The organism is Intrasporangium sp. (genome assembly GCF_051961875.1).
Classification (GTDB): Bacteria; Actinomycetota; Actinomycetes; order Actinomycetales; family Dermatophilaceae; genus Intrasporangium_A.
This window is the reverse complement of the sequence record NZ_JBQCCV010000009.1, coordinates 1-24,243: the sequence shown is the minus strand read 5'-3', so window position 1 is coordinate 24,243 and position 24,243 is coordinate 1. Positions and strand designations below refer to the sequence as shown.

23 protein-coding genes and 1 pseudogene are annotated in these 24,243 nt (G+C 71.7%); 6 read left to right on the top strand and 18 right to left on the bottom strand.

All coding sequences use genetic code 11. The features are described 5' to 3' along the window. Positions 1 to 363, top strand: a pseudogene (locus ACTHJJ_RS00380) (phosphoglucomutase, alpha-D-glucose phosphate-specific); the annotation flags it as partial. Between the two features lie 10 nt (positions 364 to 373). On the opposite strand, the gene ACTHJJ_RS00375 reads toward ACTHJJ_RS00380, so the two are convergent. The 10 genes from ACTHJJ_RS00375 to ACTHJJ_RS00330 all read right to left on the bottom strand — a co-directional run bounded on the left by ACTHJJ_RS00375 (position 374) and on the right by ACTHJJ_RS00330 (position 11,495). Further along, entirely contained in the window at positions 374 to 1,312 is a 939-nt protein-coding gene (locus ACTHJJ_RS00375) for a tetratricopeptide repeat protein (protein ID WP_440300954.1), read from the bottom strand. Positions 1,313 to 1,326: 14 nt separating this feature from the next. Next, a complete protein-coding gene (locus tag ACTHJJ_RS00370) occupies positions 1,327 to 2,307 on the bottom strand; it encodes a hypothetical protein (protein WP_440300953.1) in 981 nt (326 codons plus the stop codon). A gap of 119 nt (positions 2,308 to 2,426) precedes the next feature. After that, entirely contained in the window at positions 2,427 to 3,173 is a 747-nt protein-coding gene (locus ACTHJJ_RS00365) for an ABC transporter ATP-binding protein (protein ID WP_440300952.1), read from the bottom strand. 8 nt (positions 3,174 to 3,181) lie between these two features. Beyond that, positions 3,182 to 4,099 (bottom strand): ABC transporter ATP-binding protein, encoded by a 918-nt coding sequence (locus tag ACTHJJ_RS00360; protein ID WP_440300951.1) that lies wholly within the window; start codon positions 4,097 to 4,099, stop codon positions 3,182 to 3,184. Further along, positions 4,096 to 7,185, bottom strand: coding sequence for an FtsX-like permease family protein (locus ACTHJJ_RS00355; protein ID WP_440300950.1), 3,090 nt, complete (start codon positions 7,183 to 7,185; stop codon positions 4,096 to 4,098). Before ACTHJJ_RS00355 ends, ACTHJJ_RS00360 begins: the two co-directional genes overlap by 4 nt. A gap of 122 nt (positions 7,186 to 7,307) precedes the next feature. Then, positions 7,308 to 7,808: an N-acetyltransferase family protein gene (locus tag ACTHJJ_RS00350; protein WP_440300949.1), complete on the bottom strand. Its 501-nt coding sequence runs from the start codon at positions 7,806 to 7,808 to the stop codon at positions 7,308 to 7,310. Beyond that, positions 7,801 to 8,115 carry a thiamine-binding protein gene (locus ACTHJJ_RS00345; RefSeq protein ID WP_440300948.1) on the bottom strand — a complete coding sequence of 105 codons (315 nt, stop codon included), beginning with the start codon at positions 8,113 to 8,115 and terminating at the stop codon, positions 7,801 to 7,803. The genes ACTHJJ_RS00350 and ACTHJJ_RS00345 overlap by 8 nt, the downstream gene beginning before the upstream one ends. Before the next feature lie 118 nt (positions 8,116 to 8,233). Then, the gene (locus tag ACTHJJ_RS00340; protein WP_440300947.1) at positions 8,234 to 9,241 is read right to left on the bottom strand and encodes an N-acetyltransferase family protein; all 1,008 of its coding nucleotides are present in this window, start codon (positions 9,239 to 9,241) and stop codon (positions 8,234 to 8,236) included. A gap of 69 nt (positions 9,242 to 9,310) precedes the next feature. Further along, the gene (gene meaB / locus ACTHJJ_RS00335) at positions 9,311 to 10,279 is read right to left on the bottom strand and encodes a methylmalonyl Co-A mutase-associated GTPase MeaB (RefSeq protein ID WP_440300956.1); all 969 of its coding nucleotides are present in this window, start codon (positions 10,277 to 10,279) and stop codon (positions 9,311 to 9,313) included. 1 nt (position 10,280) lies between these two features. Further along, positions 10,281 to 11,495, bottom strand: a complete 1,215-nt coding sequence (locus ACTHJJ_RS00330) for an acetyl-CoA C-acetyltransferase (protein ID WP_440300946.1) — start codon at positions 11,493 to 11,495, stop codon at positions 10,281 to 10,283. 135 nt (positions 11,496 to 11,630) lie between these two features. On the opposite strand from ACTHJJ_RS00330, the gene mce reads away from it, so the two are divergent. The 3 genes from mce (at position 11,631) to ACTHJJ_RS00315 (ending at position 15,001) form a co-directional block, all read left to right on the top strand. After that, complete coding sequence (mce, locus tag ACTHJJ_RS00325) at positions 11,631 to 12,083, top strand: methylmalonyl-CoA epimerase (RefSeq protein WP_440300945.1); 453 nt, start codon at positions 11,631 to 11,633, stop codon at positions 12,081 to 12,083. A gap of 214 nt (positions 12,084 to 12,297) precedes the next feature. Beyond that, the gene (ccrA, locus tag ACTHJJ_RS00320) at positions 12,298 to 13,635 is read left to right on the top strand and encodes a crotonyl-CoA carboxylase/reductase (RefSeq protein WP_440300944.1); all 1,338 of its coding nucleotides are present in this window, start codon (positions 12,298 to 12,300) and stop codon (positions 13,633 to 13,635) included. A gap of 64 nt (positions 13,636 to 13,699) precedes the next feature. Continuing rightward, a complete protein-coding gene (locus tag ACTHJJ_RS00315; protein WP_440300943.1) occupies positions 13,700 to 15,001 on the top strand; it encodes an AI-2E family transporter in 1,302 nt (433 codons plus the stop codon). Between the two features lie 158 nt (positions 15,002 to 15,159). Here the strand turns inward: ACTHJJ_RS00315 and ACTHJJ_RS00310 are convergent, their stop codons facing one another. After that, a complete protein-coding gene (locus ACTHJJ_RS00310) occupies positions 15,160 to 15,468 on the bottom strand; it encodes a hypothetical protein (protein WP_440300942.1) in 309 nt (102 codons plus the stop codon). Between the two features lie 154 nt (positions 15,469 to 15,622). Further along, entirely contained in the window at positions 15,623 to 17,401 is a 1,779-nt protein-coding gene (locus ACTHJJ_RS00305) for a 3-hydroxyacyl-CoA dehydrogenase family protein (protein ID WP_440300941.1), read from the bottom strand. A 105-nt stretch (positions 17,402 to 17,506) separates the two neighbouring features. Between ACTHJJ_RS00305 and nucS the strand changes: the two genes are divergently transcribed. After that, the gene (gene nucS / locus ACTHJJ_RS00300) at positions 17,507 to 18,202 is read left to right on the top strand and encodes an endonuclease NucS (RefSeq protein WP_440300940.1); all 696 of its coding nucleotides are present in this window, start codon (positions 17,507 to 17,509) and stop codon (positions 18,200 to 18,202) included. 20 nt (positions 18,203 to 18,222) lie between these two features. Here nucS and ACTHJJ_RS00295 read toward each other — a convergent pair whose 3' ends face one another. The 4 genes from ACTHJJ_RS00295 to murA all read right to left on the bottom strand — a co-directional run bounded on the left by ACTHJJ_RS00295 (position 18,223) and on the right by murA (position 22,506). Next, positions 18,223 to 18,561: a hypothetical protein gene (locus ACTHJJ_RS00295; RefSeq protein WP_440300939.1), complete on the bottom strand. Its 339-nt coding sequence runs from the start codon at positions 18,559 to 18,561 to the stop codon at positions 18,223 to 18,225. Positions 18,562 to 18,592: 31 nt separating this feature from the next. After that, positions 18,593 to 20,611, bottom strand: coding sequence for a protein meaA (locus tag ACTHJJ_RS00290; RefSeq protein ID WP_440300955.1), 2,019 nt, complete (start codon positions 20,609 to 20,611; stop codon positions 18,593 to 18,595). 111 nt (positions 20,612 to 20,722) lie between these two features. Then, positions 20,723 to 21,082 (bottom strand): STAS domain-containing protein, encoded by a 360-nt coding sequence (locus tag ACTHJJ_RS00285; RefSeq protein ID WP_440300938.1) that lies wholly within the window; start codon positions 21,080 to 21,082, stop codon positions 20,723 to 20,725. A 137-nt stretch (positions 21,083 to 21,219) separates the two neighbouring features. Beyond that, positions 21,220 to 22,506 carry a UDP-N-acetylglucosamine 1-carboxyvinyltransferase gene (gene murA / locus ACTHJJ_RS00280; RefSeq protein WP_440300937.1) on the bottom strand — a complete coding sequence of 429 codons (1,287 nt, stop codon included), beginning with the start codon at positions 22,504 to 22,506 and terminating at the stop codon, positions 21,220 to 21,222. A 31-nt stretch (positions 22,507 to 22,537) separates the two neighbouring features. On the opposite strand from murA, the gene ACTHJJ_RS00275 reads away from it, so the two are divergent. Next, positions 22,538 to 23,158 (top strand): cob(I)yrinic acid a,c-diamide adenosyltransferase, encoded by a 621-nt coding sequence (locus ACTHJJ_RS00275; protein WP_440300936.1) that lies wholly within the window; start codon positions 22,538 to 22,540, stop codon positions 23,156 to 23,158. A gap of 155 nt (positions 23,159 to 23,313) precedes the next feature. Here ACTHJJ_RS00275 and ACTHJJ_RS00270 read toward each other — a convergent pair whose 3' ends face one another. Together ACTHJJ_RS00270 and ACTHJJ_RS00265 are read right to left on the bottom strand one after the other, a co-directional pair. Further along, positions 23,314 to 23,751, bottom strand: coding sequence for a DUF2550 family protein (locus ACTHJJ_RS00270; RefSeq protein ID WP_440300935.1), 438 nt, complete (start codon positions 23,749 to 23,751; stop codon positions 23,314 to 23,316). A gap of 9 nt (positions 23,752 to 23,760) precedes the next feature. After that, on the bottom strand, positions 23,761 to 24,042 hold the full coding sequence (locus ACTHJJ_RS00265) for a F0F1 ATP synthase subunit epsilon (RefSeq protein ID WP_440300934.1): 282 nt from the start codon (positions 24,040 to 24,042) through the stop codon (positions 23,761 to 23,763). Between the last annotated feature and the right edge of the window lie 201 nt (positions 24,043 to 24,243).

The following is a 24,243-nucleotide window of genomic DNA, read 5'->3' as shown; positions in this document are numbered from 1 at the left end:
GGCCGCACCCCGAGCGAGCACTACGCCCGCCTCACGGCCCTGCACGGAGAACCGGCCTACGCCCGGATCGACGCTCCGGCCGACCGGGAGCAGAAGGCGAAGCTCGGCGCACTCTCGGCGAGCGACGTGAGCGCCGACTCCCTTGCCGGAGAGCCGATCCGGGAGAAGCTGATCGAGGCGCCGGGCAACGGCGCGAAGATCGGCGGCCTCAAGGTCGTGACGGACAGCGCCTGGTTCGCGGCGCGCCCGTCGGGGACCGAGGACGTCTACAAGATCTACGCCGAGTCGTTCCGCGGCCCGGACCACCTCGCACAGGTCCAGGCCGAGGCCAAGACCGTCGTCGACCAGGCCCTCTCCTCCTGAGCCGAGAGGATCAGAACAGGGCGCTCATCAGCGACTTGCGTGCCTTCGCGACGCGCTCGTCCTGGGCGCCGACCACCTCGAAGAGCTCGACGAGGTGCTCGCGTGCGGCGTTGCGGTCGGCGTCACTCGTCCTGCGGACCGTCTCGATAAGCCGCAGGAAGGCGTCCTCGACGTGGCCACCGAGCAGGTCGAGGTCGGCGACGAGGATCTGGGCGTCGACGTCGTTGGGGTTGGCAGCGGCCGCGGCGCGGGCCTCCGCCAGGTCGACACCCTGGGTGCGGCGGAGCAGCTCGACCTGGGCGAGGCCGACCTTGGCGTCGGCATCGGCAGGGTTCTGCGCGAGCGCCTCCCGGTAGGCGGCGAGCGCTTCGTCGAGGTCACCGGCCTCGATCGCGTCGAAAGCCTTCTGGTGCAGGGGCGGCAGCGGCGGCTCCTCCGGCTGCTCGGCCGCGACCGGCATGGTGGCGTCGGCGCTGACGGTGCCCGTCACGCCGTGCTGCGCGGCCAGGGCGAGCACCTGGTCGACGACCGCAGTGACCTGGTCCTCGGGCTGGACTCCCTCGAAGAGCGGCACCGGCTGCCCCTGGACCAGCGCGAACGTCACCGGGACGGCGCGCACCTGGAAGGCCTGCAGGATCGCGGGGTTGCTGTCGACGTCGGCCGTGGCGAGCTGGAACCGGCCACCGTAGCGCTGGGCCACGACGCGGAGCGTCTCGACGAAGTCGGCCGTCTCGGCGAGACGGGTCGACCACAGCACCAGCACGATCGGGTGCTTGGTGCTGGCCGTGATGACGTCGCGCACCGACGCGTCCGTGACCTCGATGACGAGCTGGTCGCCGGAGGCGGCGGCGGTGCCGTTCTCGGGGCCGGCACCCGCTGCGGGCCGGTTCAGGCCGGACAGGTCGACGGCACCGCGGAGTGCCGCTGCTGTGAAGGGCTGTTGGGTCATGCCTCCATCCTTCCTCAGTGCGCCTCTGCGGCGATCAGCTGGTCCCGCGCCGCGACGACACGCGCCTGACCGGTGGCCGGGATGACGAAGGCGATGAACTCGCTCGAGGTGAGCTGTGCCTCGGTCGTGATGGCCTTGATGCCGGAGAGCGCCGTGACTTCCTTGCTGGGCGTGAGGTTCGTGGGCTTGTGCAGGGCGATGGAATCGGTGCGCTTGAGGTGGGCGAAGACGAGCGCGCCGGTACCCCCCTTGAGACGAAGGCCGCCGAGGATGTCGCCAGCCTCGTGGCTCTGGGCGAACACCCCCTGCGCGCCGAGCGCCTTCGACTGCGTCGCCGCGTCCTTGCGGAGCTGGCTGGACCAGGGGTCGTCGGCAATGAGCTGGTTGGTCTTCGGGTCCGGGAACGCGACCGAGGCCGCCCACGCAGCGACGACGTCGGTCGGCGTGGCGGCGAGGCCCGTGCCGGTGCCGATGAGTCCGGAGCCCTCCGACGGCGGGTCGAGCGCCTCGATCTTGGCGTCCTGGACGAGCGGTGCGAGGGCGGTGATCTTGAAGTTCTTGCCGTTCCGGTCCCCGCTCAGGAGGACGAGGACGGGGGCGTTCGACTGCTTCAGGCTCGTGCGGGCGACGATCTCTTCCGGCTGGTCCGCCTTCGGGGAGATCCCGATGACCGTGGCGTCCGTGCCGAGCGCGGCCGCGGTCTGCTGGGCCGCCGTGCCCGCGGAGAGCACCTTGGCCCGCGCGTCCGCGGCCTGGAGCGCCGGACCCGAGTAGACCTTGGCGCGAGCCGCATCGCCGGCAGCCGTCGCGTCCGACTGGGACTGGCTCGCGGCAGTGACGAGGGAGGTCGCGACCGAGGCCGCCTCCGTGGGCGCGACGGCGGGCGTCCCCGTCGACGCGGTCGTCTCGTCGGCACCGTTGCCGGTGCACGCGACGAGCGACGCGAGGGACAGGACGCCCGCAAGCGTCGCGGTGAGCGCACGGCGACGCGACACGGGTCGGTACATCGGGCATGGCCTCTCGATCAGGACTGGGTGGCGCGCCGTGGGGGTGTCGGCCGCCATCAACCATACGCAGGGCGCCCGGCTGTGAGCCAAATCCGGGCCACCGGGTTTCAGGTGCCGGGGCGCCCGGGGGCCGGCGCCTCGGGGGCCGCGACACGGCCCGCTTCGAGGTGGAGCTCGCCGTCGGCCGCGAGGGCGGCCTCCGGGTCGTGAGTCGCCATGACGACCGTCCCGCCACGATCGGCGACTGCGCGCAGCAGCGCGAGGACGCGTTCCCGGTTCGTGTGGTCGAGCTCAGAGGTCGGCTCGTCGGCCAGCAGGACGACCGGGTCGGTGGCGAGCGCCCGCGCGACGGCGACGCGCTGCTGCTGGCCGCCGGACAGCTCCTCGATGAGGTGCCCCGCTGACTCCTCCAGACCCACGTCGGCGAGCGCCCGTGCCACTCGGGCGCGGGCCTCGCGCGCCGGCACGCCGCGCGCGATGAGGGGGACGAGGCAGTTCTCCTCGGCGGTGAGGACGGAGGCGAGTCCGTTCCCCTGCGGGATCAGCACGGGCGCCACGTCATCCGCGACGGAGACGGTGACACTCCCCTGTACCGGGGCCCCCACCCGTCGAGTGGCTCGTTCCCGTCGCGGGGCAGCTTCCCGCCCCGACGCCACACCGTCGAGCACGCCGGCCATCGCCCAGAGCAGGGTCGACTTGCCCGCCCCGGAGGGACCGGTCACGGCGAGGATCCGACCCGGGGCCGCGGCACAGCTGACCCCGTCGAGCGCAAGGACGTCGCCGAACCGCACGGTGAGGCCCCGCACGACGATGCTCTGCACCGATTCCTCCTCCCGGCCTGCGGGAGCGGTCATGTGCCCGTTCATCGGTCCTCCTGCGTCCCGGGGAGGGAGCCGGTGAGCAGGTGCGAGGTGAGCGGCATACCGTCCCTCGTCGTGACTGTGCCGTCCGCGTCGGCGATCTCGGGCAGCAGAAGCCACCGGCCGCCGTCCTCGTGCACGCGCACGAGGGTGCCGGGCGGCAGAGCGGCGAGCGCAGGCGGCGGCAGGGGCAGCGAGCCGTCCGCCGAGACCACGGCGAACTCCTCCCCCTCGCGCCCCTCCGCCCCGACCCGACCGTCGCGGATCGTCACAGTGCGCGGGAGCTCGGCCGCCACGGCGGGGTCGTGGGTGACGACGATGATCGTCATGCCGGTTCGCCGGTTCACCTCCCGCAGCGCCGCGATGACTCGGTCGCGGGCGGCGTGGTCGAGCTGGCTCGTCGGCTCGTCGCCGAGGAGCAGGCCCGGGAAGCACGCGATCGCGACGGCGATCGCGGTCAGCTGCAGCTCGCCGGGGGTGAGGCTCGGGAGGGGCTCGTCGGCGAGGTGCGCGATCCCGAGCAGGGCCAGGACCTCCTCGACGTCGGGCACCGTGTGGCCCCGGCCGCGGGCGGCCCGCTGGGCGAAGGCGACGTTGCGGCGGGGGCTGAGGTAGGGCAGCAGGTTTCGGCTCGCGCCCTGGAGGACGAGGCCCACATCGGCCGCCCGGAAGTCGTCGAAGTCCGCAGCCGTCATCCGGCGCACCTCGTGACGTCCGATGTGGACCCGGCCGGCACTGGGCTCGACGAGGCCACCGAGAACGGACAGGAGGGTCGACTTCCCCGCGCCGCTGGGTCCGAGGAGGCCGACCACCTCGCCGGCGCCGACATGCAGGTCGACCCCGGAGAGCGCCGCGACGTCGTGCCCCTCGGAGCGGTAGATGACGACGAGGCCGTGCGTGCTGACCTCGATCCCGGTCATGCGGCCTCCCTGACCCTGTCGATGGTGGACCGGCGAGCGAGCCAGCGACCGATGAGCGTGGCGACGCCGGCGAGCAGGACGAGCGACAGCACAGTGACGGCCGAGTCGGCCCAGAGCGCCGGACGCAGGTCCGGCCGGAGGGTCTCGGACGGGGTGGTGAACAGCGGGACGAGCCCGATCGCGAGCCGCGACCCGATCGCCCCGCACGCGGCCCCGAGCAGTCCGGCGACGAGCACGACGACCACCTGCTCTCCGACAACGCTCGCCCGCAGCCGCGAGGGCGGCACTCCGGCGAGACGCAGGGCCGCGAGGTCTCGGGATCGCAGCCGCCACGAGGTCGCCGCGAGGAGCACGAGGACGATGACGCCGAGCAGCATGGCCATGCCGCCCACCACGAGCGCGAGACGCAGGGCCCAGGCGGACGCGGAGCTGTCGAAGCGGCGCAACGTCTCGTCGCGCTCCACGGTCGAGGTGACCGAGATCCCGGCAGCCTGCAGGGCCGCCGAAACGCGGGCCGCCGCGGCAGGGTCGGAGACCCAGACCTCGATCGAGCCGGGGGCGTACATCCCGACTGCAGTGGCGGCCAGCGCGTCGTAGTCGACGAGGGCGACGTTCGCGGCGCCCCCGGGCGCGACCCTCGTGCGGGCGACCTCGGCGACCGGCACGTCCGTGCCGACGAAGCCAGCCACCGAGGTGACCGGCGACTCGGCGCGCTGGCCGTTCTCGTGCGGCACGACGATCGCGGGCAGTCTCGGGTCGGACGTCGCCGCGGTCAGCACGCCCCCCGTCGACGCGAAGTCGACCCGGACGGCGGCGCTCGAGGACGGATCGGCGCTCGCCTTGATGAACCCGGGGTCGCCGGGCATCACCTTTGCTGTCGGCACGGGACTGCCGGAACCTGCCCATACGGCTCGGGCCAGGTCGATCGGGGCACCTCCGTCGAGGGAGATGGACCGGACGCGGAAGCTGCCGGCGATGGCCCTCGTCTCCGGCATGTCACGGTCGACCGTGATGCCCGCGAGCCGGCAGGCGGTTCCGCAGAACACGTTCGAGCTGAGTGTCACTGAGGACGACCCGGAGATCGGCAGGCCGCCTATCGGCTGGCTGGCGGTCCGACCGTCGGGTTGCTGCAGCTCGAGTCGGAGCGGGATCGTCGGGGACGACGACAACGCCGGCTCGGTGCCCACCGGCTGCACCGCGGTGATCCGCACCTCGTCGAGCCGGACCGTCACCCGCCGCCCCTCGACCCGCAGCGGAGGTGGCGGCTCCGCCCGGATCGCGGACCAGTCGATCCGCTCGCCCGGGAGGGGAAGCGCGATGCGCGAGATCTGGTCGGGCACGACGGCCATGGTGCGGATCGCCTCGGAACTGACCCGCTGCAGGTGGGCCACCGGCGTGGCGAGGGTGCCCTTCGGGTCGAGCTCCTGGAGCACGGCGCGCACTACGTGCGGGTCCTTGGAGTCCGTCCGGAGCACCGACTCCGCCCCGGCCTCGACCGCTGCCCGGGACTGCCGGTTGCGGTCGCCGATGAGGTACGCGTCCGTGGCGAACACGACGAGGGCCGACGCGATCGTGACGATGGCCACGACCCGGCGCACCGCCGGGCGCCGAGCGATGTTGAGCGCCGCCAGGCCGGTCGTGGCCCTCCCGCGTCGCAGGGCCGAGCGCCCGATGGCCCCGGACAGGGGCACGACGAGCATCGCGAGCAGGAGCCCGACCGCGAGGGAGAGCAGAGCGGGCGTGGCCATGGCCAGCGGACCGGACGCGTTGCCGGTGACGATGGTCACGACACCGGCGGCCGCGGTCGTCAGGACGATGGCATCGACGAGGCCGACGGCCACGCGACCGGGCCGGGGAGGTACGCGCCGGAGCAGCGACGGCAACGGCTCGCGCACTCGCGGCCGCGTCGCGACCACCAGGGCGCCCAGGCCGGCGACCAACGCAGCGACCGCGCCGATCAGGGCCTCCAGCGGGACGTCGAACGGCACCCCCGCCGGCAGCCAGAGGCGGCGGGCGACCTCGCCCGCGAGCAGGGCGGCGCCGAAGCCGATCGGGACGCCCAGGGCGACGAGGGTGCCGAGCTCGCGCAGGAGGAGTGCCGTGGCCCCACGCCGCCCACGGCCACGAAGGCGGGCGATCGCGATCTCGGGGCGGCGCTGCTCGACGGCGGCGGCCGCCGCGAGGCCGAGGACGACGACCGCCAGCAGCGCCAGCTGGCCGAGCAGGAGCGGCACGAGGAGAGCGGCCTGCCGCTGGCCCGTCACGACGGCGGCGCCGATCTCGTCGAGGGCGCTGTAGACCTGGGCTCCGGTGGGCCGCGCCTTGGCCGACTCGAGCGCATCGACGACGCCCGGCAGCTCGGCGACCCCGAGACGGTCCGGACGCAGCGCGTACGTGTGCGTCACCGAGAGGCGTTCGGGCTGCGCGCCGAAGAAGGCCGGAAGCGTGATGGGCGAGTCCATCAGGGGATCGGAGCCGAGGCCCTTGATGACCCGCTTGCCGGTGCGGCCGGTGAGTCGCTGGCCGAACCAGTAGCTGTCGTCGAGGCGTTGCGTGTAGGTGCCGACGATGCGCATCCCCGCCGGGCGTTCGTCGAGTCCCGTCGCCGTGACGGGGGCCATCGAGATCCGGTCCCCCACCGACCAGCCCTGATAGGCCGCTTCCGGAGCGGAGACCAGCACTTCGTCGGCGGAGGCCGGGCAGGTCCCGCTGACGAGGGCGATGCCCCGGCACGGCTCAGCCGGGGCCAGGACCGTCGTCGTGATCGACTCGGCACCCTGCTTGGCAGAGGAGACGACGACGGCACGTCCCGACATGACCTCGGTCGGGGCTGCGTAGTAGGGCGCGACGGCCGGTGGCAGGGCCTTCGCCATCGCGTCCAGGTCCACGACAGCGCTGCGGGTCAGGACCTGTTCGACGGTGATGCCCGTCTCGGTGACACTCGCGTGGGCGAGCGCGTCGCGGAGCAGCCCGTGCTCGAGGTAGCGCGCGTAGAGCGGACCGAAGACCGCGCTGGCGGCCACGAGCGACGAGAGGAGGACGAGGACGACCGCCTGGGTCCTGCGGTGCGCGATCGCCGCCCACACGGGCACCGCTCCTCTCTTCTCCCGGTCCCCCGGGCGGGCGGACCGACTGCGACAGTCAAGAGCAGCAGCTGGCCCTCGGGGAACGCACGCGCCGCATCGTTGCGAAGTCGTGACGCCGGCTCTCAGCGGCGCCGGATCATCCGGATCTCTGGAGCGTCGGAGCCGGGGTGGTGCTTGCGGGCGCCCTCCGGGGCGAAGCCGTTGCGCACATAGAACCGCCGGGCGCGTCCGTTGTCCTCCGCCACCCAGAGGGTCGCGTCGCGGTCGCCGAGACCGCGGTCGAGCAGCTGCTGGCCGAGGCCGGTGCCCTGGGCCTGCGCGAGCAGGTTGATGACGTAGAGCTCGTCGCGGGTCGGTGCGTCCTCGTCCCGGCTCGGCCCCACGCTGATGAACCCGACGATCCTGCCGTCCGGGCCCCGCGCGACGAGCGTCTGCCCATCCGGGCGGGGGGACGCCGCGATGGTGCGCCACATCTCCGCACGCGAGCGGGGGTCGAGGCGCGCGAGGAAGTCGGCGGGCATCATCCCGACGTAGGTCTCCTGCCAGACCCGGACATGGACCTCGCCGAGCTCGTCGGCATCCTCGACCGTGAGCTGCGCGATGTGCCAGTCCGGCTCACTCACTACGGTGCCGCCCGAGGGCCGCCTCGAGCCGCTCCACCTTGCCGTCGAGCTCACCGCTGTGGCCGGGGCGGATGTCGGCCTTGAGGACCAGCGAGACGCGCGGGGAGGACTCCGCAAGCACGTCGCAGCAGCGCTTGACAACCGCCATGCACTCGTCCCACTCGCCCTCGATCGTCGTGAACATCGCGTCGGTGCGGTTCGGCAGCCCCGACTCGCGGACGACCGCGATGGCCGTGGCCACCGCGTCACTGACCGAGCCGGTGTCATCGGCGGCGACGGACGGGGCGACGGAGAAGGCGATCAGCATGCTGCCAACCCTACGAGGCAGGCGACTCGGTCTGCACTGTCGATGCGGAGACCTGCAGTGTCGACGGGGACTTCTGCCCTCTCGATCGGGAGAGCTGCACTGTCGACGGCGCTGTGGGTCAGAGGTCCTTCTTCAGGCTGAGCAGCTCCTCGACCACCTCGAACCCGAGGGCGACGTTGATCCCGACCATCCACGGGTTCGTCTCGGCGTTGCAGGTGTCGATGCGCTTGCGCTGCGGGTCGATTCGCTGCAGCTCCCGGATGTTGGCGACCTTGACGGCCAGACCGAGCCGGTGCCCTCGGTGCTCGGGGAGCACGAGGGTGCCCCACTGGTGGCCGACCTCGGGGTCCCCGCCCGGCAACGCGATGTCGGAGTAGGCCGCGACGACGCCCGTCCCCCGCTCGACGGCCAGCGCGGTCAGCCGGTTGGCGCCGGTGCTCCTCTCGTGGTCGAGGAACTCGGCGTAGTCGGCCGGCGTCATCGACTCCGGCTCGAAGTCGACGTCACCGGTCGGTGCGTCGAGCCCGAGGCGGTTCGAGCAGTCGCAGAGCGACTGGCGCAGCTCCTCGGGCACCCCGTTGAGGTGAACTTGGATGTCGTAGCGGTCCCCGTGGTCGGCCCGGGCCGACTGCTCGAGGGCCTCGAGCCGCTCCGGCGGCACCGGCAGGTCGAGCTGCCGCGAGATCTCGACGTTGGCAAGCGTGAAGCCGTGCCGCTCGGCAAACCGTCGGTCCCGGTGCGTCTCCCGCTCCTCGGGCCGCGCGAACAGCTCGGCGAGGACCGTCGAGCGGCCGTCCCGCCGAGCGGCCTGCTCGATCCAGTCGAGCAGGGCAGTCCCGACTCCGCGACCGCGGTGGGCGGGGTCGACCTGCAGCTCGGCCCAGCAGAGGGTCCGGTTGTCCCGCTCGGGGAAGAAGACCCGGGCCAGGCCGAGGACCTGGCCGGACTCGAGCGCGGCCGGCACGAGGTCGTGCTCACCGGGGAAGGTGAAGCGCAGGTGCTTCGCGAACTCCTCGAGCGTCTCCCGGTGCGGCGCCACGCGGGAGGCCGCCGTGCTCCGCTGCCACACGCCCCAGCACTGCTCGACGAGCGCGTCGTCCGTACGATCCAAGAGGCAGATGTCCATCCCACGACGGTGACACTCGCGCCTCCCGGCCTCAACGGGTTTTCGGCTGCCCGATCATCCGCTGCCCGATCATTCGCAGTCCGCGCCCTCGAGCAGGACGTCGACGGCGGCATACGGGTCGATGTCACCGGCGACGAGGCGGGCCGCGAGCGCCCCGAGTCCGCCACGCCCCTCGACCATGTCGAAGCGCGAGCGCAGGCGCTCCAAGGCGAGCTGCTCGATCTCCTCCGCCGCGCGCCGCTCGCGCCGGCGCCGCAGCTCACCCGTCTCGTCGAGATGCGCCCGGTGCTTGTCGAGGGCCTCGAGGACCTGCTCGCCTCCAGTCCCTTGCAGGGCAACGGTCCTGACGACCGGCGGACGCCACGTGCCCGGCGTCGTGCGGTCGGCGAGAGAGATCATGTGGCGCAGGTCGTGGACCGTCGCCTCCGCCCCGTCGTGGTCGGCCTTGTTGACGACGAAGACGTCGCCCACCTCGAGGATCCCCGCCTTGGCGGCCTGGATGCCGTCGCCCATGCCGGGCGCGAGCAGCACGACGGAGGTGTCTGCGAGCCCGGCGATCTCGACCTCGCTCTGGCCGACCCCGACGGTCTCGACGAGGACCACGTCGAACCCCGCCGCGTCGAGCACGCGGATCGCCTGGGGCGTCGCTGCCGAGAGCCCGCCGAGGTGGCCGCGGGATGCGAGCGAGCGGATGTAGACGCCGGCGTCGTGGGAGTGGTCCTGCATTCGGATCCGGTCGCCGAGCAGCGCCCCGCCGGAGAAGGGGGACGACGGGTCGACGGCGAGGACGCCGACCCGCTGACCGCGCTCGCGGAAGGCCCGGATGAGCATCGCAGTCGAGGTCGACTTGCCGACGCCGGGGGCGCCCGTCAGGCCGATGACCCAGGCGCGACCGGCGTGCGCCACGAGGGCCGCCATGACCTCCCGGAGGGCGGGGTGGTCGTCCTCGACGAGGGAGATCAGCCGGGCGATGGCACGCGGCGTACCCGCCCTGGCCGAGTCGACCAGGGCGGGGACGTCGACGGCGCGGGGAGCCAGGTCAGCTCTTGTCGGCAGCCGGCACGCGGAGGATGAGCGCGTCACCCTGGCCGCCGCCGCCACAGAGGGCCGCCGCGCCCACGCCGCCACCACGCCGCTTCAGCTCGAGCGCGAGGTGCAGGGCGAGGCGGGCGCCGGACATGCCGATCGGGTGGCCGAGGGCGATGGCCCCACCGTTGACGTTGACCTTGTCGAGGTCGAGCCCGAGCTCCTTGGCCGAGGCGAGCCCGACGGCGGCGAAGGCCTCGTTGATCTCGACGACGTCGAGGTCGGTCGGCCGGATGCCCTCCCTGTCGCACGCGACGGCGATGGCCCGCGCCGGCTGCTGCTGCAGGCTCGAGTCGGGGCCGGCCACCATGCCCTGGGCGCCGATCTCGGCCAGCCAGGTGAGGCCGAGCTCCTCGGCCTTCGCCTTGCTCATGACGACCACAGCGCAGGCGCCGTCGGAGATCTGGGAGGCGGAGCCCGCCGTGATCGTGCCGTCCTTGGCGAAGGCCGGCCTGAGGCCGGCGAGCGAGGCGGCCGTGGTCTCGGCACGGATGCCCTCGTCGCTCTTGAACTCGATCGGCTCGCCCTTGCGCTGCGGGATCGAGACCGGGACGACCTCGTCCTCGAAGAGACCGTCCTTCCACGCCTTCGCGGCGAGCTGGTGGCTGCGGGCCGCGAACTCGTCCTGCTCCTCCCGGCTGAAAGCCTGGTCGCCCGTGTTCGCGGACTCCGTCAGAGCGCCCATCGCCTGGTCGGTGAAGGCGTCCCACAGGCCGTCGTAGGCCATGTGGTCGCGCATCGTGACGTCGCCGTACTTGAACCCCGAGCGGCTCTTCTCGAGCAGGTGCGGCGCGTTCGTCATCGACTCCTGGCCGCCCGCGACGACGACCTCGACCTCACCGGCCCGGATGAGCTGGTCGGCCAGGGCGATCGCGTTGAGGCCGGAGAGGCAGACCTTGTTGATGGTGAGCGCCGGGACGTTCATCGAGATGCCGGCCGCCGCTGCTGCCTGGCGGGCCGGGATCTGGCCGGCGCCGGCCTGGAGGACCTGGCCCATGATGACGTAGTCGACCTGGTCCGGCCCGACCCCCGCCTTGTCGAGAGCCCCCTTGATCGCGAAGCCGCCGAGGTCCGAGCCCGAGAAGTCCTTGAGCGAGCCCAGCAGGCGCCCCATCGGGGTGCGGGCTCCAGCGACGATGACGGACACAGGACGGTCAGAACTGCTCATGGCGAGGCCCTCTCCAACGTCTTCGGGGATGTCCGTCCAACTCTAACCGCGGCCGTGGGGCGCCCAGGTCGACCATGACGAACCGCACACGGCGTCGCCCTCCCCCGTCCGCTGGCCCGGTCCTAGGGTCGAGTCATGACTGAGCTGTCGGGACCACTCTTCACGCACATCGACCACGTCGGCATCGCCGTGCCGGACCTCGACGACGCGATCGCGTTCTACGAGGAGAAGTACGGCATGACCAAGCTGCACGAGGAGCGCAACGAGGAGCAGGGCGTCCGCGAGGCGATGATGGGCGTCGGTGACTCCGGCTCGTGCATCCAGCTGCTCGCCCCCCTCACTCCCGAGTCGACGATCGCGAAGTTCCTGGACAGGAGCGGCCCCGGGATCCAGCAGATGGCCTACCGCGTGACCGACCTCGACGCGGTCTCGGCGACCCTGCGCGCCCGCGGCCTGCGCCTGCTCTACGACGAGCCGCGCCGGGGCACGAGCAACAGCCGGATCAACTTCGTGCACCCCAAGGACGCCGGTGGCGTCCTGGTCGAGCTCGTCGAGCCGGCCGACGAGGACGGGGCCGCCGCCCACTAGCCCGTCGCGGGCCTCGTCGGGACGGCAACGCGGCGGGAGGCAAGGGGTCCAGGGGACACAGTCGAGCGGCATACCGCGTCGTTTTGATGTGCCCCGGCCCCGTGACTCACGTCACCGTGTGGTGGGAGTCTCAAAGGTGACCGGTCGGTAGCAGGCCGTGGCTACGGTCGAGCAACGCACCGCCAGTGACCACAATCCTGCGAAAGGATTCGACATGCAGGCCATTCGCGACGCCATCCTCTCGGGAGACCGGTCCGAGGAGACCTACGCCAACCTCGAGATCCCGAAGACCTACCGGGGAGCCACCGTCCACAAGGACGAGGTCGACATGTTCGAGGGGATCGAGAGCCGGGACAAGGACCCGCGCAAGTCCCTCCACATCGACGACGTGCCGGTCCCCGAGCTCGCACCCGGCGAGGCCCTCGTCGCCGTCATGGCGAGCGCGATCAACTACAACACGGTCTGGACCTCGATCTTCGAGCCGGTGCCGACGTTCGGGTTCCTCGAGCGCTACGGCCGCACCTCCGAGTTCGCGAAGCGCCACGACCTGCCCTACCACGTCGTGGGGTCCGACCTCGCCGGGGTCATCCTGCGCGTCGGCCCGGGTGTGACGAAGTGGAAGCCCGGCACCGAGGTCGTCGCCCACTGCCTCTCGGTCGAGCTCGAGGACGCCGACGGGCACGACGACACGATGATGGACCCGCAGCAGCGGATCTGGGGCTTCGAGACGAACTTCGGCGGCCTCGCCGAGGTCGCGGTCGTCAAGGCCAACCAGCTGATGCCCAAGCCCGCGCACCTGACCTGGGAGGAGGCCGCCTCGCCCGGCCTCGTCAACTCGACGGCCTACCGGCAGCTCATCTCCAAGCACGGTGCCGCCATGAAGCTCGGCGACCGCGTCCTCATCTGGGGCGCGTCCGGGGGGCTGGGCTCCTACGCGACCCAGATGGCGCTCGCCGGCGGCGCGACCCCCGTGTGTGTCGTCTCCTCGCCCGAGAAGGCCGAGATCTGTCGGGCCATGGGAGCCGAGCTCATCATCGACCGCAACGCCGAGGGCTACCGGTTCTGGAAGGACGAGAGCACCCAGGACCCCAAGGAGTGGCAGCGCCTCGGCAAGCGGATCCGTGAGCTGACCGGCGGGTATGACGTCGACATCGTCTTCGAGCACCCGGGCCGGGAGACGTTCGGCGCGAGTGTGTATGTCGCTCGCAAGGGCGGCACGATCGTCACGTGCGCGTCGACGTCGGGCTACATGCACGAGTACGACAACCGCTACCTCTGGATGAACCTCAAGCGCATCGTCAGCTCGCACTTCGCGAACTACCGCGAGGCGTGGGAGGCCAACGAGCTGATCAACCGGGGCCTCATCCACCCGACCCTGTCGAAGACCTACACGCTCGAGGAGGTCGGGCAGGCCGCGCTCGATGTCCACCAGAACGTCCACCAGGGCAAGGTCGGCGTCCTCACCCTCTCCCCCGAGCCTGGTCTCGGTGTGACCAACCCCGACAAGCGCGCCGCGTTCGAGACGGAGATCAACCGGTTCCGCAACCAGTGACTCGCCCGTGAGTCCTCCTCGCCCGCGGGCGCCGCGCCACTAGGCTCAGTGCCCGGAGGTGACCATGTGGCGACGCTGGACTGACTACCGCCGTGCCCAGCGGCAGAAGCTGGCCCAGATCCGGGAGGGCCGCTACGGCAGCGGGAGCGCGCCACGCTCCGACGCGCCCTACCTCGGCGACGCGGAGGAGCTGGTCGCCCACGACGAGCAGCTCGCGCACGGCCTCATCACGAGCACGTTGACCGAAGACCCGCCGCAGGGGCCGCCGGATCCGCCACCGGAGGAGCCACGCAGGAGCGGCTCGTCGTTCGGCCCGGTGGGCACGCCGTTCAACCGGCAGTCGCCCTTCTACATCGGCTTCGTCGGGGCGCTGGGCGTGCTCGTCGCATACGCCTTCGTGCAGGCCATCGGCAAGCTCGACACCACCATCACGCTGCTGCTCATCGCGCTGTTCCTCTCCCTCGCCCTCAACCCGATCGTGGAGGCCCTGACCCGGGCCCACCTCCGGCGGGGCCTCGCCGTCGGCGTCGTCTTCCTCGGCCTGGTCGTCGCCTTCGCCCTGCTCGGGTGGGTCGTCATCCCGCCCGTCGCGACGCAGAGCACCGAGCTCGCCAACAACGCCCCGAAGATGCTCGACGGGCTGCTGCAGAACCAGTGGGTCCAGGACCTCGACCACCGCTACCAGGTCATCGCCCGGATCCAGGAGGAGATCAACAACCGCGTCGCCGACGGCAACCTCTGGGCCGGGATCTTCGGCGGAGTCCTCGAGACCGGCAAGGTCCTGCTCGGTGGCGTCTTCTCGGTGCTGACCGTCCTCGTCCTGACGCTCTACTTCCTCGCGTCGCTGCCGAGCCTCAAGCAGGCGGCGTACGCCGTCGTGCCGGCCAGCCGCCGCCCGCGGATCATCTCCCTTGCGGAGGAGATCATGCGCCGGGTCGGGTCCTACGCCATCGGCCAGGTCGCGGTCGCCGCCATCAATGCCTTCTGCTCGTGGATCATGATGACGCTGCTCGGCCTGAAGTTCGCGGCCGTGCTCGCCGTCGCCGTCGGCTTCCTCGGGCTGATCCCGATGGTCGGCGCCACCCTCGGCGCGAGCGTCGTCGCCATCGTCGCGTTCTTCGACGAGCCGAAGAAGGCGCTCATCGCGATCATCTACTTCGTCGTCTACCAGCAGATCGAGAACTACGCCGTCATGCCGCGCGTCATGCAGCGCACGGTCGCCGTGCCGGGCGCGGTCACCGTCGTCGCGGCGCTCGCCGGGGGCACCCTCGCCGGCATCCTCGGCGCACTGCTCGCCATCCCGACGGCCGCCGGCCTGCTGCTCATCTACGACGAGGTCCTCGTCCCCCGCCAACGACAACAGTGACCGCGCCCCCGCCCTGACGGTATGCCACTGGGCCGGCTCTGTGACGCCCGTGACGGAGCGCTCACTCGACGTCACACCCCCGTCGACCGGTCACTATCCCTGACTCGACCGGTCACTTTCCCTCGCTCGACCGGTCACTTCGTGTCGGCTGCGCGGTGTCAGCGGTAGGAAGCACCCGAGGGCCGCGCATCCCGGCGCTGCCAGCACCCGGTGTGCCAGTGCCGCCGGTCCCCGAGCCCGCCGACGCCGTCGGCCGGCCACACGACGACGTGCGGTGTCCCCGGCACCACGTCCTGCTGGCACCCGGGACAGAGGTAGGCGCGGGTCGACGCGGCACCGCTGACCGAACGCACCGTCCAGGTCCGGCCGCGATACGGCTCCTCCCTGGTCGCACCGCCCTGCAGCCGCGTGACGTCGAGGGGTACGTGCGACCGCGCGTGCTTCGAGGGACGGCGGCGGGACGGCATACCGCCATTGTCCCAGCCCCGTGCGGCGGGCACTGCAGAGCGGCCGCGCAGCTCAGCGCCATACGGCAACACACCGGGTAGTCGTCAACACCCCGCGGTCCGAACCCGGTGCGTTGTCGACTACTGGGTGCGTTCGGGCGAGAGAACCCGGGCGTCAGGCGTAGGTGCGGAACCCGCGGCCCGTCTTGCGGCCCAGGTAGCCCGCCGTGACGAGGTGCTCGAGCAGCGGGGCCGGGGCCCATCCGCGCTCGCGGAACTCGAGGTAGAGCTCGCGCTCGATCGCCAGGGAGACGTCGAGCCCGACGACGTCGAGCAGCTCGAACGGCCCCATCGGCAGGCCGCATCCCGTCTTCATCGCCGTGTCGATGTCGTCGGCGGACGCGTAGTTCGCCTCGAGCATCTTCACCGCGTCGTTGAGGTAGGGGAAGAGGAGGGCGTTGACGATGAAGCCGGCCCGGTCGCCGCATGTCACCGCGTGCTTGCCGACGCGTGAGCACAGGTCCTGCACGGTTGCGACGACGTCGTCCTCGGTCGAGACCGTGCGGACCACCTCGACGAGCTTCATCACCTGTGCCGGGTTGAAGAAGTGCATGCCGACCACGTCCTGGGGCCGCTTCGTCACCGCAGCGCACTCGATGACGGGCAGCGAGCTGGTCGTCGTCGCGAGGATGGCCCCCGGCCTGCAGATCTCGTCGAGGTTCTCGAACAGCGCCTGCTTGACCTTGAGGTCCTCGACGACGGCCTCGACGACGATGTCGACGTCTGCGAGGTCGTCGAGCCGGGTCGTGCCGCTGAGCCGCGCCAGCGCCGCGTCCCGGTCCTCCTCGGTCACCTTGCCGCGCTGGACCGCCTTCTCGAGGCTCTTGCCGATCGCCGCGCGCACCGCCTCGACCTTGGCCGCGGACCGGGCGACATAGACGACGTCGTAGCCAGCCTTCGCGAAGACCTCCACGATCCCGGTCGCCATGGTCCCCGACCCGACGACGCCGACCTTGCGGACCGCCCGGAGCACGAGCGCCCCCTCGGCCGTGGGGCGCGGGGTCAGCACGTCCTCGACGACCTGCGACTGGCCGGGACCGGAGTAGGTGTAGAAGCCCCGGCCCGTCTTGCGGCCCTTGAGCCCGGCGCTCACCATCTGCTTGAGGATCGGGCTGGGCGCGTGGAGCCGGTCGCGCCCCTGCTTGTACATCGTGTCGAGGATCTCGTATGCCGTGTCGAGCCCGATGAGGTCCATGAGCGCTAGCGGGCCCATCGGGTAGCCGCAGCCGAGCCGCATCGCGTCGTCGATGTCCTCGCGGGTGGCGTATCTCCCCTCGAACATCGAGACGGCGTGGTTGAGGTAGCCGAAGAGGAGCGCATTCGCGATGAAGCCGGCCTTGTCGCCGACGACGACCGGCTTCTTGCCGAGCCGCTCCGCGAGCGCCTTGACCTCCTCGAAGACCTCGTCGCTCGTGATGACCGTCTTGATGACCTCGACGAACTGCAGGACCGGCGCCGGGTTGAAGAAGTGCATCCCCACGACCCGCTTCGGGTTCTGGGTGGCGACGGCGATCTCGGTGACGGACAGGGACGAGGTGTTCGTCGCGAGGATGGCGTCGTCGGCCACGATGCCGTCGAGCTTGGCGAAGACCTCCCTCTTCAGCTCGAGCTGCTCCGGCACGGCCTCGACGACGAGCTGGCAGTCGGCGAGGTCGCCGAGGTCGGTCGTGAGGCGGACCCGCCCGTGCAGGGCCTCGGCGTCGTCCGCGCTGAGCTTGCCCCGGCCGACGGCGCGGTCGGTCGAGGTGCGCAGGTGCTGCCGGCCGAGCTCCAGGGCCGGCTCGTCGACCTCCACGCCGACGACGTCGATCCCGTTGCGGGCGAAGACCTCGACAATGCCCGCACCCATGGTGCCGAGCCCGATGACGCCGACCGTGCTGAAGTCCCGTGCCATGTTTGGGAGTCTGGCAGAGCCCGTGTGCCGCTCACAGGCCTAGCCGGGGTGAGCCTCCCCACGCTGGGTGGGCCGGACCACAACCCGTGCCGTTAGGGTGTCCGCGTGCGTCTCGTCATCGCCCGGTGCAGCGTCGACTACAGCGGCCGGCTCACCGCCCACCTGCCCCTCGCGACCCGGCTCCTGCTCGTCAAGGCCGACGGCTCCGTGCTCGTCCACAGCGACGGCGGGTCCTACAAGCCGCTCAACTGGATGGCGCCGCCGTGCTCGATGGTGGAGGTCGAGCCGGACGAGGCCCAGGCCGAGGAGGGCGCCGTCGCGGTGTGGAAGGTCGCTCACGCGAAGAGCGGTGACAGCCTCACCGTCAGCATCCACGAGATCCTGCACGACACCGCCCACGAGCTCGGCGTCGACCCGGGCCTGGTCAAGGACGGCGTCGAGGCGCACCTGCAGGAGCTGCTCGCCGAGCACATCCACACGCTCGGCCACGGCTGGTCGCTCGTCCGCCGGGAGTACATGACCGCGATCGGGCCGGTCGACATCCTCGCGAAGGACCACACCGGCGGCAGCGTCGCCGTCGAGATCAAGCGGCGCGGCGAGATCGACGGCGTCGAGCAGCTGACGCGCTACCTCGAGCTGATGAACCGCGACCCGCATCTCGCGCCCGTCACCGGCGTCTTCGCCGCCCAGGTCATCAAGCCGCAGGCGCGGACCCTCGCCGAGGACCGCGGCATCCGGTGCGTCGTGCTCGACTACGACGCGCTGAAGGGCATCGACGACGCCGAGTCCCGCCTGTTCTAGACGCCTCGCCGCCGCCCCGGTCAGCGAAACGGCTGGGTCGCGAAGCCGTCGGCGTCGACGAGGAGCAGCACCGGTTCGGTCGAGTCGCCCTCCCGGACGACGACCGCCGTCTCGCCCCGGTGCCGGTCGGCGAGGTCCTCGTAGCCGTCCCCGCCGACGCCGAGATCGCCGTCGACCGCGGCCGCCCGCATGCCGAGCCGCTCCGCCAGCCGCGTGACCGCGGCGTCCTGCACCAGGGGGTGAGCGGCATACACGGCGGCGATCCGCTCGCCCGCGAGCCGCCCCACGAGCCGTTCGACGTCACCCAGCCCCGCCTCGTCGAGGACGACGAACCGGGCCGCGCACTGCAGGTCGCTCACACCGCGACTGTATGCCGCTTCGCTCCCGCCGTCAGGCGGGCAGCGTCGCGAGCGGGCTCAGGCCGCGTGAGGTGCGGATGACGTCGACCATCTCCGCCATGATCTCGTTGAGGCCAAAGTCCTTGGGAGTGAAGACCATTGCCACCCCGGCCTGCTTGAGCGCCGCCGCGTCCGACTCCGGGATGATGCCGCCGACGACGACGGGGATGTCGTCGGCGCCGGCTTTACGGAGGCGGCTCAGGATGTCGGGGACGAGCTCCATGTGCGAGCCGGAGAGGATCGAGAGGCCGACGAGGTGGACGTCTTCGGCGACGGCAGCGTCGACGATCTGCTCGGGGGTCAGGCGGATGCCCTGGTAGACCACCTCGAAGCCGGCGTCACGTGCCCGGACGGCGACCTGCTCGGCGCCGTTGCTGTGCCCGTCGAGGCCGGGCTTGCCCACGAGCACGCGCAGCTTCTCGCCGAGCTCCTCGTTCGTGCGCGCGACGGCTTCCCGGGCCCGGGCGAGACCACCGCCCGGCTCAGCCGAGCCGACCCCGACCGAGGCGGAGACGCCGGTCGGGGCGCGGTACTCGCCGAACTGCTCGCGCAGCGCGGCCGCCCACTCCCCGGTCGTCACCTCGGCGCGCGCGCACTCGAGGGTGGCGGCCATGAGGTTCGTGTCGGAGGCGGCGTCGGCCTTGAGCCGGTCGAGCGCCCGCTCCGCCCGGCCGCGCCTGTCAGGGTCGGCGTCACGGCGCTCGCGCCACTCACGCACCGCGGCCGCGGCGGCCTGTTCGACGGTCGCATCGACGGTCTGGATCGCGGTGTCGAGGTCGGCGGTGAGCGGGTTCGGCTCGGTCGTCTCGAACTTGTTGAGCCCGACGATGACCTCCTCGCCGGACTCGATCCGGCGGCGCCGCTCGGCGTGCGAGGCGACGAGGGCCGACTTCATGTAGCCGGACTCGACCGCGGCGACGGCTCCTCCCATCGCCTCGATCCGGCCCATCTCGGTCCGTGCCCCCTCGACGAGCTCGGCGACCTTGCGCTCGACAACAACCGAGCCGGTGAAGAGGTCGTCGTACTCGAGCAGGTCCGACTCGAAGGCGAGCACCTGCTGGAGGCGCAGCGACCACTGCTGGTCCCAGGGGCGGGGCAGGCCGAGGGCCTCGTTCCACGCGGGCAGCTGGATGGCCCTGGCGCGAGCGTCCTTGGACAGGGTGACGGCGAGCATCTCGAGGACGATCCGCTGCACGTTGTTCTCCGGCTGGGCCTCCGTCAGGCCAAGGCTGTTGACCTGCACGCCGTAGCGGAACCGGCGTGCCTTGGCGTCGGTCACGCCGTAGCGAACTCGCGTGAGCTCGTCCCAGAGCTCGACGAAGGCGCGCATCTTGCACCTCTCCTCGACGAACCGCACTCCGGCGTTGACGAAGAACGAGATGCGCGCGACGACCTGGGCGAACTCGTCCTCGGGGACCTGCCCCGAGTCGCGGACCGCGTCGAGCACGGCCACGGCCGTCGAGAGGGAGTACGCGAGCTCCTGGACCGGCGTGGCCCCGGCCTCCTGCAGGTGGTAGCTGCAGATGTTGATCGGGTTCCACTTCGGGATCTCACGCACGGTGTAGGCGACCATGTCCGTGATGAGGCGCAGGGACGGCGCGGGCGGGAAGACGTAGGTTCCGCGCGAGAGGTACTCCTTGATGATGTCGTTCTGCGTCGTGCCGGCGAGGGCGTGGACCCATGCGGCCGGGTCCTCCCCCGCCGCCTCGGCCTGGCGCTCGGCCGCCACCTGGTAGAGCGCGAGCAGCCACATCGCCGTCGCGTTGATCGTCATGGACGTGTTCATGCCCTCCAGCGGGATGTCGCGGAAGAGCGCCTCCATGTCGCCGATGTGGCTGATCGGCACCCCCACCTTGCCGACCTCGCCGCGGGCCAGGACGTGGTCGGGGTCGTAGCCGGTCTGGGTCGGCAGGTCGAACGCGACGGACAGGCCCGTCTGGCCCTTCGCGAGGTTGCGGCGGTAGAGCTCGTTGCTGGCCGCCGCGCTCGAGTGGCCGGCGTAGGTGCGCATGACCCACGGGCGGTCGCGGGTGGGGCGCGCCGTCTGCGGCGGCTGGTGGCTCGGGTCCTGCTCAGGCATGCCTGTGAACGTACCCGCGGGTTCGGGGGGCTGGGGAGGTTGTCAGGCGGTGAGAGTCGACACAGTGTGCTCGCCGTGGGCCGGGACGAGGATGCGGTCGAGCCGGCAACCACGGACCAGGCGTGTCGTCCGCTCGGAGGACCCGACGAGCCACAGCCGGCGCTGCTCGCGGCGCGCCCGACGATGGAGATGGACGATGACGCCGAGCCCGGTCGCGTCGCCGATCTCTGCCTGACCCAGATGGAGTCGCAGCTCGCCCGGCCCGCGTGCGATGACCTCGTGGAGGGCGTCGCGGATGTCGGGGACCGTATGGACGTCGAGGCGGCCCTCGATGATCACGTCGTGACCATCCGGTGCTTCCAGCACCCTGACCGGATGCGAGCGGTGGCGTTTCAGCGTCATCGGCGACCCCTCTCGTACTGCCTCAACCATGATGACGCGCGAGCGCACGGAAACGTTGTCTCAGGGAGTCAAGAAAGGGTCAAGAAATGCCAAAGTCGCGAGAAGTGCTCGATCAGGGGCGATCGAACGCTGTCCTCTCAATCCTCCCAAAGGTCCTCGTCGGGCTCGCGGGACACGTCGGCGCCGAGCCCGCGCAGGGCCTCCTCGAAGCGCGGGTAGCCCCGGTCGATGTGGTGTACGCCGCTGACGAGCGTCTCGCCCTCGGCCACCAGGCCGGCGATGACGAGGGCCGCGCCGGAGCGGATGTCGCTCGACTCGACCGGTGCGCCCGAGAGGATCGGCACGCCGTGGACCATCACGTGGTGCCCGTCCACCTGGGCGTCGGCCCCGAGCCGGGCAAGCTCCTGGACCGTGCGGAACCGGGCCTCGAAGAGGTTCTCGGTGACCATCGCGCTGCCGCTCGCGACGGCGTTGTAGGCGATGGCGAACGGCTGCAGGTCGGTCGGGAAGCCGGGATACGGCAGCGTCGCGACGTCGAACGCCGCGAGCCGCCCCGGGCCGGCGGCGACCCGGAACCCACGCCCCGTCACCTCCACGGTGCAGCCGGCTCGCTCTAGGGCGGCCAGAGGTGCCCGCAGGTGATCCGCGCGCCCGCCCAGGACCTCGATGTCACCTCGGGTCGTCGCCGCCGCGAACGCCCACGTGCCCGCCGCGATGCGGTCGGGCACCACGGCGTGCGTGGTCGGCTTGAGCACCTCGACACCGTCGACGACGATGCACGAGGTGCCGGCGCCGGTGACCTGCGCGCCCATCCCGACGAGCAGGTCGGCGAGGTCCTCGATCTCGGGCTCACGGGCCGCGTTGTCGATGACGGTCCGTCCCCTCGCCAGCACCGCGGCGGTGAGGATGTTCTCGGTGGCTCCGACACTCGGGAACTCGAGCCGGATCTCGGTGCCGCTGAGCCCGTGCGGTGCGGCGGCGACGAGGTAGCCGTGCGAGACGTGGACGGAGGCACCGAGCGCCTCCAGCCCGGCCGCGTGCAGGTCGAGGCCGCGCGAGCCGATCGCGTCACCCCCGGGCACCGCCACGTCGGCCTCGCCGGTGCGGGCCACGAGCGGGCCGAGGACCGAGATGGAGGCGCGCAGGGCCCGCACGAGGCGGTAGTCGGCGCGGTGCCCCACCGTCTCCGGGACGTCGAGCACCACGACGCCGGAGTCCGGGTCGTAGTCGACGTCGACGCCGAGGCTGCGCAGGAGCTGGGCCATGATCGTCACGTCCGCGATGGCGGGCACGTTCGTCAGGGTCGTGCGCCCCTCCGCCAGCAGTGCCGCAGCCATCAGCTTGAGGGCACTGTTCTTGGCGCCGACGACCGCCACCTCGCCGGCGAGGCGCGCACCACCGTAGATCCTGAACCGCTCTCTCACCCGAGAGACCCTATCTGCGACAGTTGGGTGCATGGTCAACCTGACGAAGATCTACACCCGTACGGGCGACGACGGCACCACGGCGCTCGGTGACTTCTCGCGGACGAGCAAGACCGACCCCCGCCTCGGCGCCTACGCCGACTGCAACGAGGCCAACGCCGCCATCGGGATCGCCATCGCCGCGGGTGGGCTGGACGACGAGGTGATGGCCACCCTGCTGCGCGTCCAGAACGAGCTCTTCGACGTCGGCGCCGACCTGTCCACCCCGCTCCAGGAGACCTACGACTTCCCGCCGCTGCGGGTCGACCAGCCGTGGATCGACGACCTCGAGGCCGACTGCGACCGCTACCTCGAGGACCTGCCGAAGCTGCGGTCCTTCATCCTGCCGGGCGGCACCGCGGGCTCGGCCTACCTCCACCTCGCCACGACGATCGTCCGCCGCGCTGAGCGGTCGGCATGGGGTGCGATCGCCGAGCACGGCGACGCCCCGGGCAGCGGACGCGGCACGGGCGGCGTCAACGTGCTGACCGCGAAGTACCTCAACCGCCTGTCCGACCTGCTGTTCATCCTCGCCCGGGTCGCGAACCTGCAGATCGGCGGGGACGTCCTCTGGCAGCCGGGCGGCGGCCGGGTCGAGAAGCCCGAGAAGTAGCCGCCAGCCCACCCCGTCCGGAGCGGCCGTGGAGGATCACCGACGCCAGCACGTGCTGATCCTCCACACCCAGTGAGCAGGGCGGGCCCGGCCACGCGGATGTTTCGGGGGGATACGGGGGCGCAGGGCCGCCCAGGCCCGTGAGCCCCCGTGCGTCAGGCGACGTTGACGTTGTAGCCCGGCGGTGACGCCTCCTGCCACGACCGCACGGCCGTGTAGTCGTCGTGTGCCAGGGCCAGGTCGAAGCGCTGCCGCCCCGACGTGCACGGGACCCGCTGGGCACCGGGGATGACGGGGATCGACTCCCCCGACGCGAGCGGGGCCGGCGTCTCGAGCAGCAGCGACTGGCGGGGCCAGCGGTGGCGGGCGCGCAGGGAAACGCCCCCGAGTGCGTACCACTCGAGGGCGTTGTCACCGAACCGGATGAGGCCGAGCCGCCAGCGCTTGCCGGCCTCCATGCGCAGACCACAGACCGTGAGCGGCAGGCCGCGCGAGATGTAGCGCCGGCGCGCATACGTCACGAGCAGGACGAGTGCGACGACGAGCAGGAGCGTGCCGACCACGATCTCCGTTGAGACGAGCGCGGACGGCACGGCAGGTCCTCAGTGCCCGGCGGCGTTGAGGGATGACGCGTCGACGTGCTCGGCGACGATCGTGACGACGTCGGAGTCGACCGAGAGGAACCCGCCGTCGACCTTCGCCTGGTGGCGGGAGCCGTCCATCGCCTCGATGGTCACCTCACCCTCGACGATGGCGCCGAGCAGCGGCGTGTGGCCTGGCAGGATGCCGAGCTCGCCGCTCGCGGTGCGCCCGCGGACGAACTTCGCCTCGCCCTCCCACACCTTGCGGTCGGCTGCGACCATCTCAACCTTGAGTGAACTCACGTGTTCCTCCGGATCTGTTCAGCAGTTTCAGAAGTGTAGTGCCCGGGCCCGAGGGACTCCTCCGCCGTCCGGCGGACTGATCCCCCGCCGAACCCCGCCGTATGGCGCTGGGGGCCCGGCCGGGGGAGCGCCCCCCCCGGCGGGGTGCAAGGGGCCCCCCCGGGTGCCGGGCGAGATTATTGTGGGTTGGGGGCCCCCGGG

What these genes read in the sequence shown, in the direction of transcription:
- ACTHJJ_RS00375 (WP_440300954.1), bottom strand. Translation starts at nt 1,312, where the DNA reads ATGACCCAACAGCCCTTCACAGCAGCGGCACTCCGCGGTGCCGTCGAC.
- ACTHJJ_RS00365 (WP_440300952.1), bottom strand. Translation starts at nt 3,173, where the DNA reads ATGACCGCTCCCGCAGGCCGGGAGGAGGAATCGGTGCAGAGCATCGTC.
- ACTHJJ_RS00360 (WP_440300951.1), bottom strand. Translation starts at nt 4,099, where the DNA reads ATGACCGGGATCGAGGTCAGCACGCACGGCCTCGTCGTCATCTACCGC.
- ACTHJJ_RS00345 (WP_440300948.1), bottom strand. Translation starts at nt 8,115, where the DNA reads ATGCTGATCGCCTTCTCCGTCGCCCCGTCCGTCGCCGCCGATGACACC.
- ACTHJJ_RS00340 (WP_440300947.1), bottom strand. Translation starts at nt 9,241, where the DNA reads ATGGACATCTGCCTCTTGGATCGTACGGACGACGCGCTCGTCGAGCAG.
- ACTHJJ_RS00330 (WP_440300946.1), bottom strand. Translation starts at nt 11,495, where the DNA reads ATGAGCAGTTCTGACCGTCCTGTGTCCGTCATCGTCGCTGGAGCCCGC.
- mce (WP_440300945.1), top strand. Translation starts at nt 11,631, where the DNA reads ATGACTGAGCTGTCGGGACCACTCTTCACGCACATCGACCACGTCGGC.
- ccrA (WP_440300944.1), top strand. Translation starts at nt 12,298, where the DNA reads ATGCAGGCCATTCGCGACGCCATCCTCTCGGGAGACCGGTCCGAGGAG.
- ACTHJJ_RS00315 (WP_440300943.1), top strand. Translation starts at nt 13,700, where the DNA reads ATGTGGCGACGCTGGACTGACTACCGCCGTGCCCAGCGGCAGAAGCTG.
- ACTHJJ_RS00310 (WP_440300942.1), bottom strand. Translation starts at nt 15,468, where the DNA reads ATGCCGTCCCGCCGCCGTCCCTCGAAGCACGCGCGGTCGCACGTACCC.
- ACTHJJ_RS00305 (WP_440300941.1), bottom strand. Translation starts at nt 17,401, where the DNA reads ATGGCACGGGACTTCAGCACGGTCGGCGTCATCGGGCTCGGCACCATG.
- ACTHJJ_RS00290 (WP_440300955.1), bottom strand. Translation starts at nt 20,611, where the DNA reads ATGCGCACCTACGCCGGCCACTCGAGCGCGGCGGCCAGCAACGAGCTC.
- ACTHJJ_RS00285 (WP_440300938.1), bottom strand. Translation starts at nt 21,082, where the DNA reads ATGACGCTGAAACGCCACCGCTCGCATCCGGTCAGGGTGCTGGAAGCA.
- ACTHJJ_RS00275 (WP_440300936.1), top strand. Translation starts at nt 22,538, where the DNA reads ATGGTCAACCTGACGAAGATCTACACCCGTACGGGCGACGACGGCACC.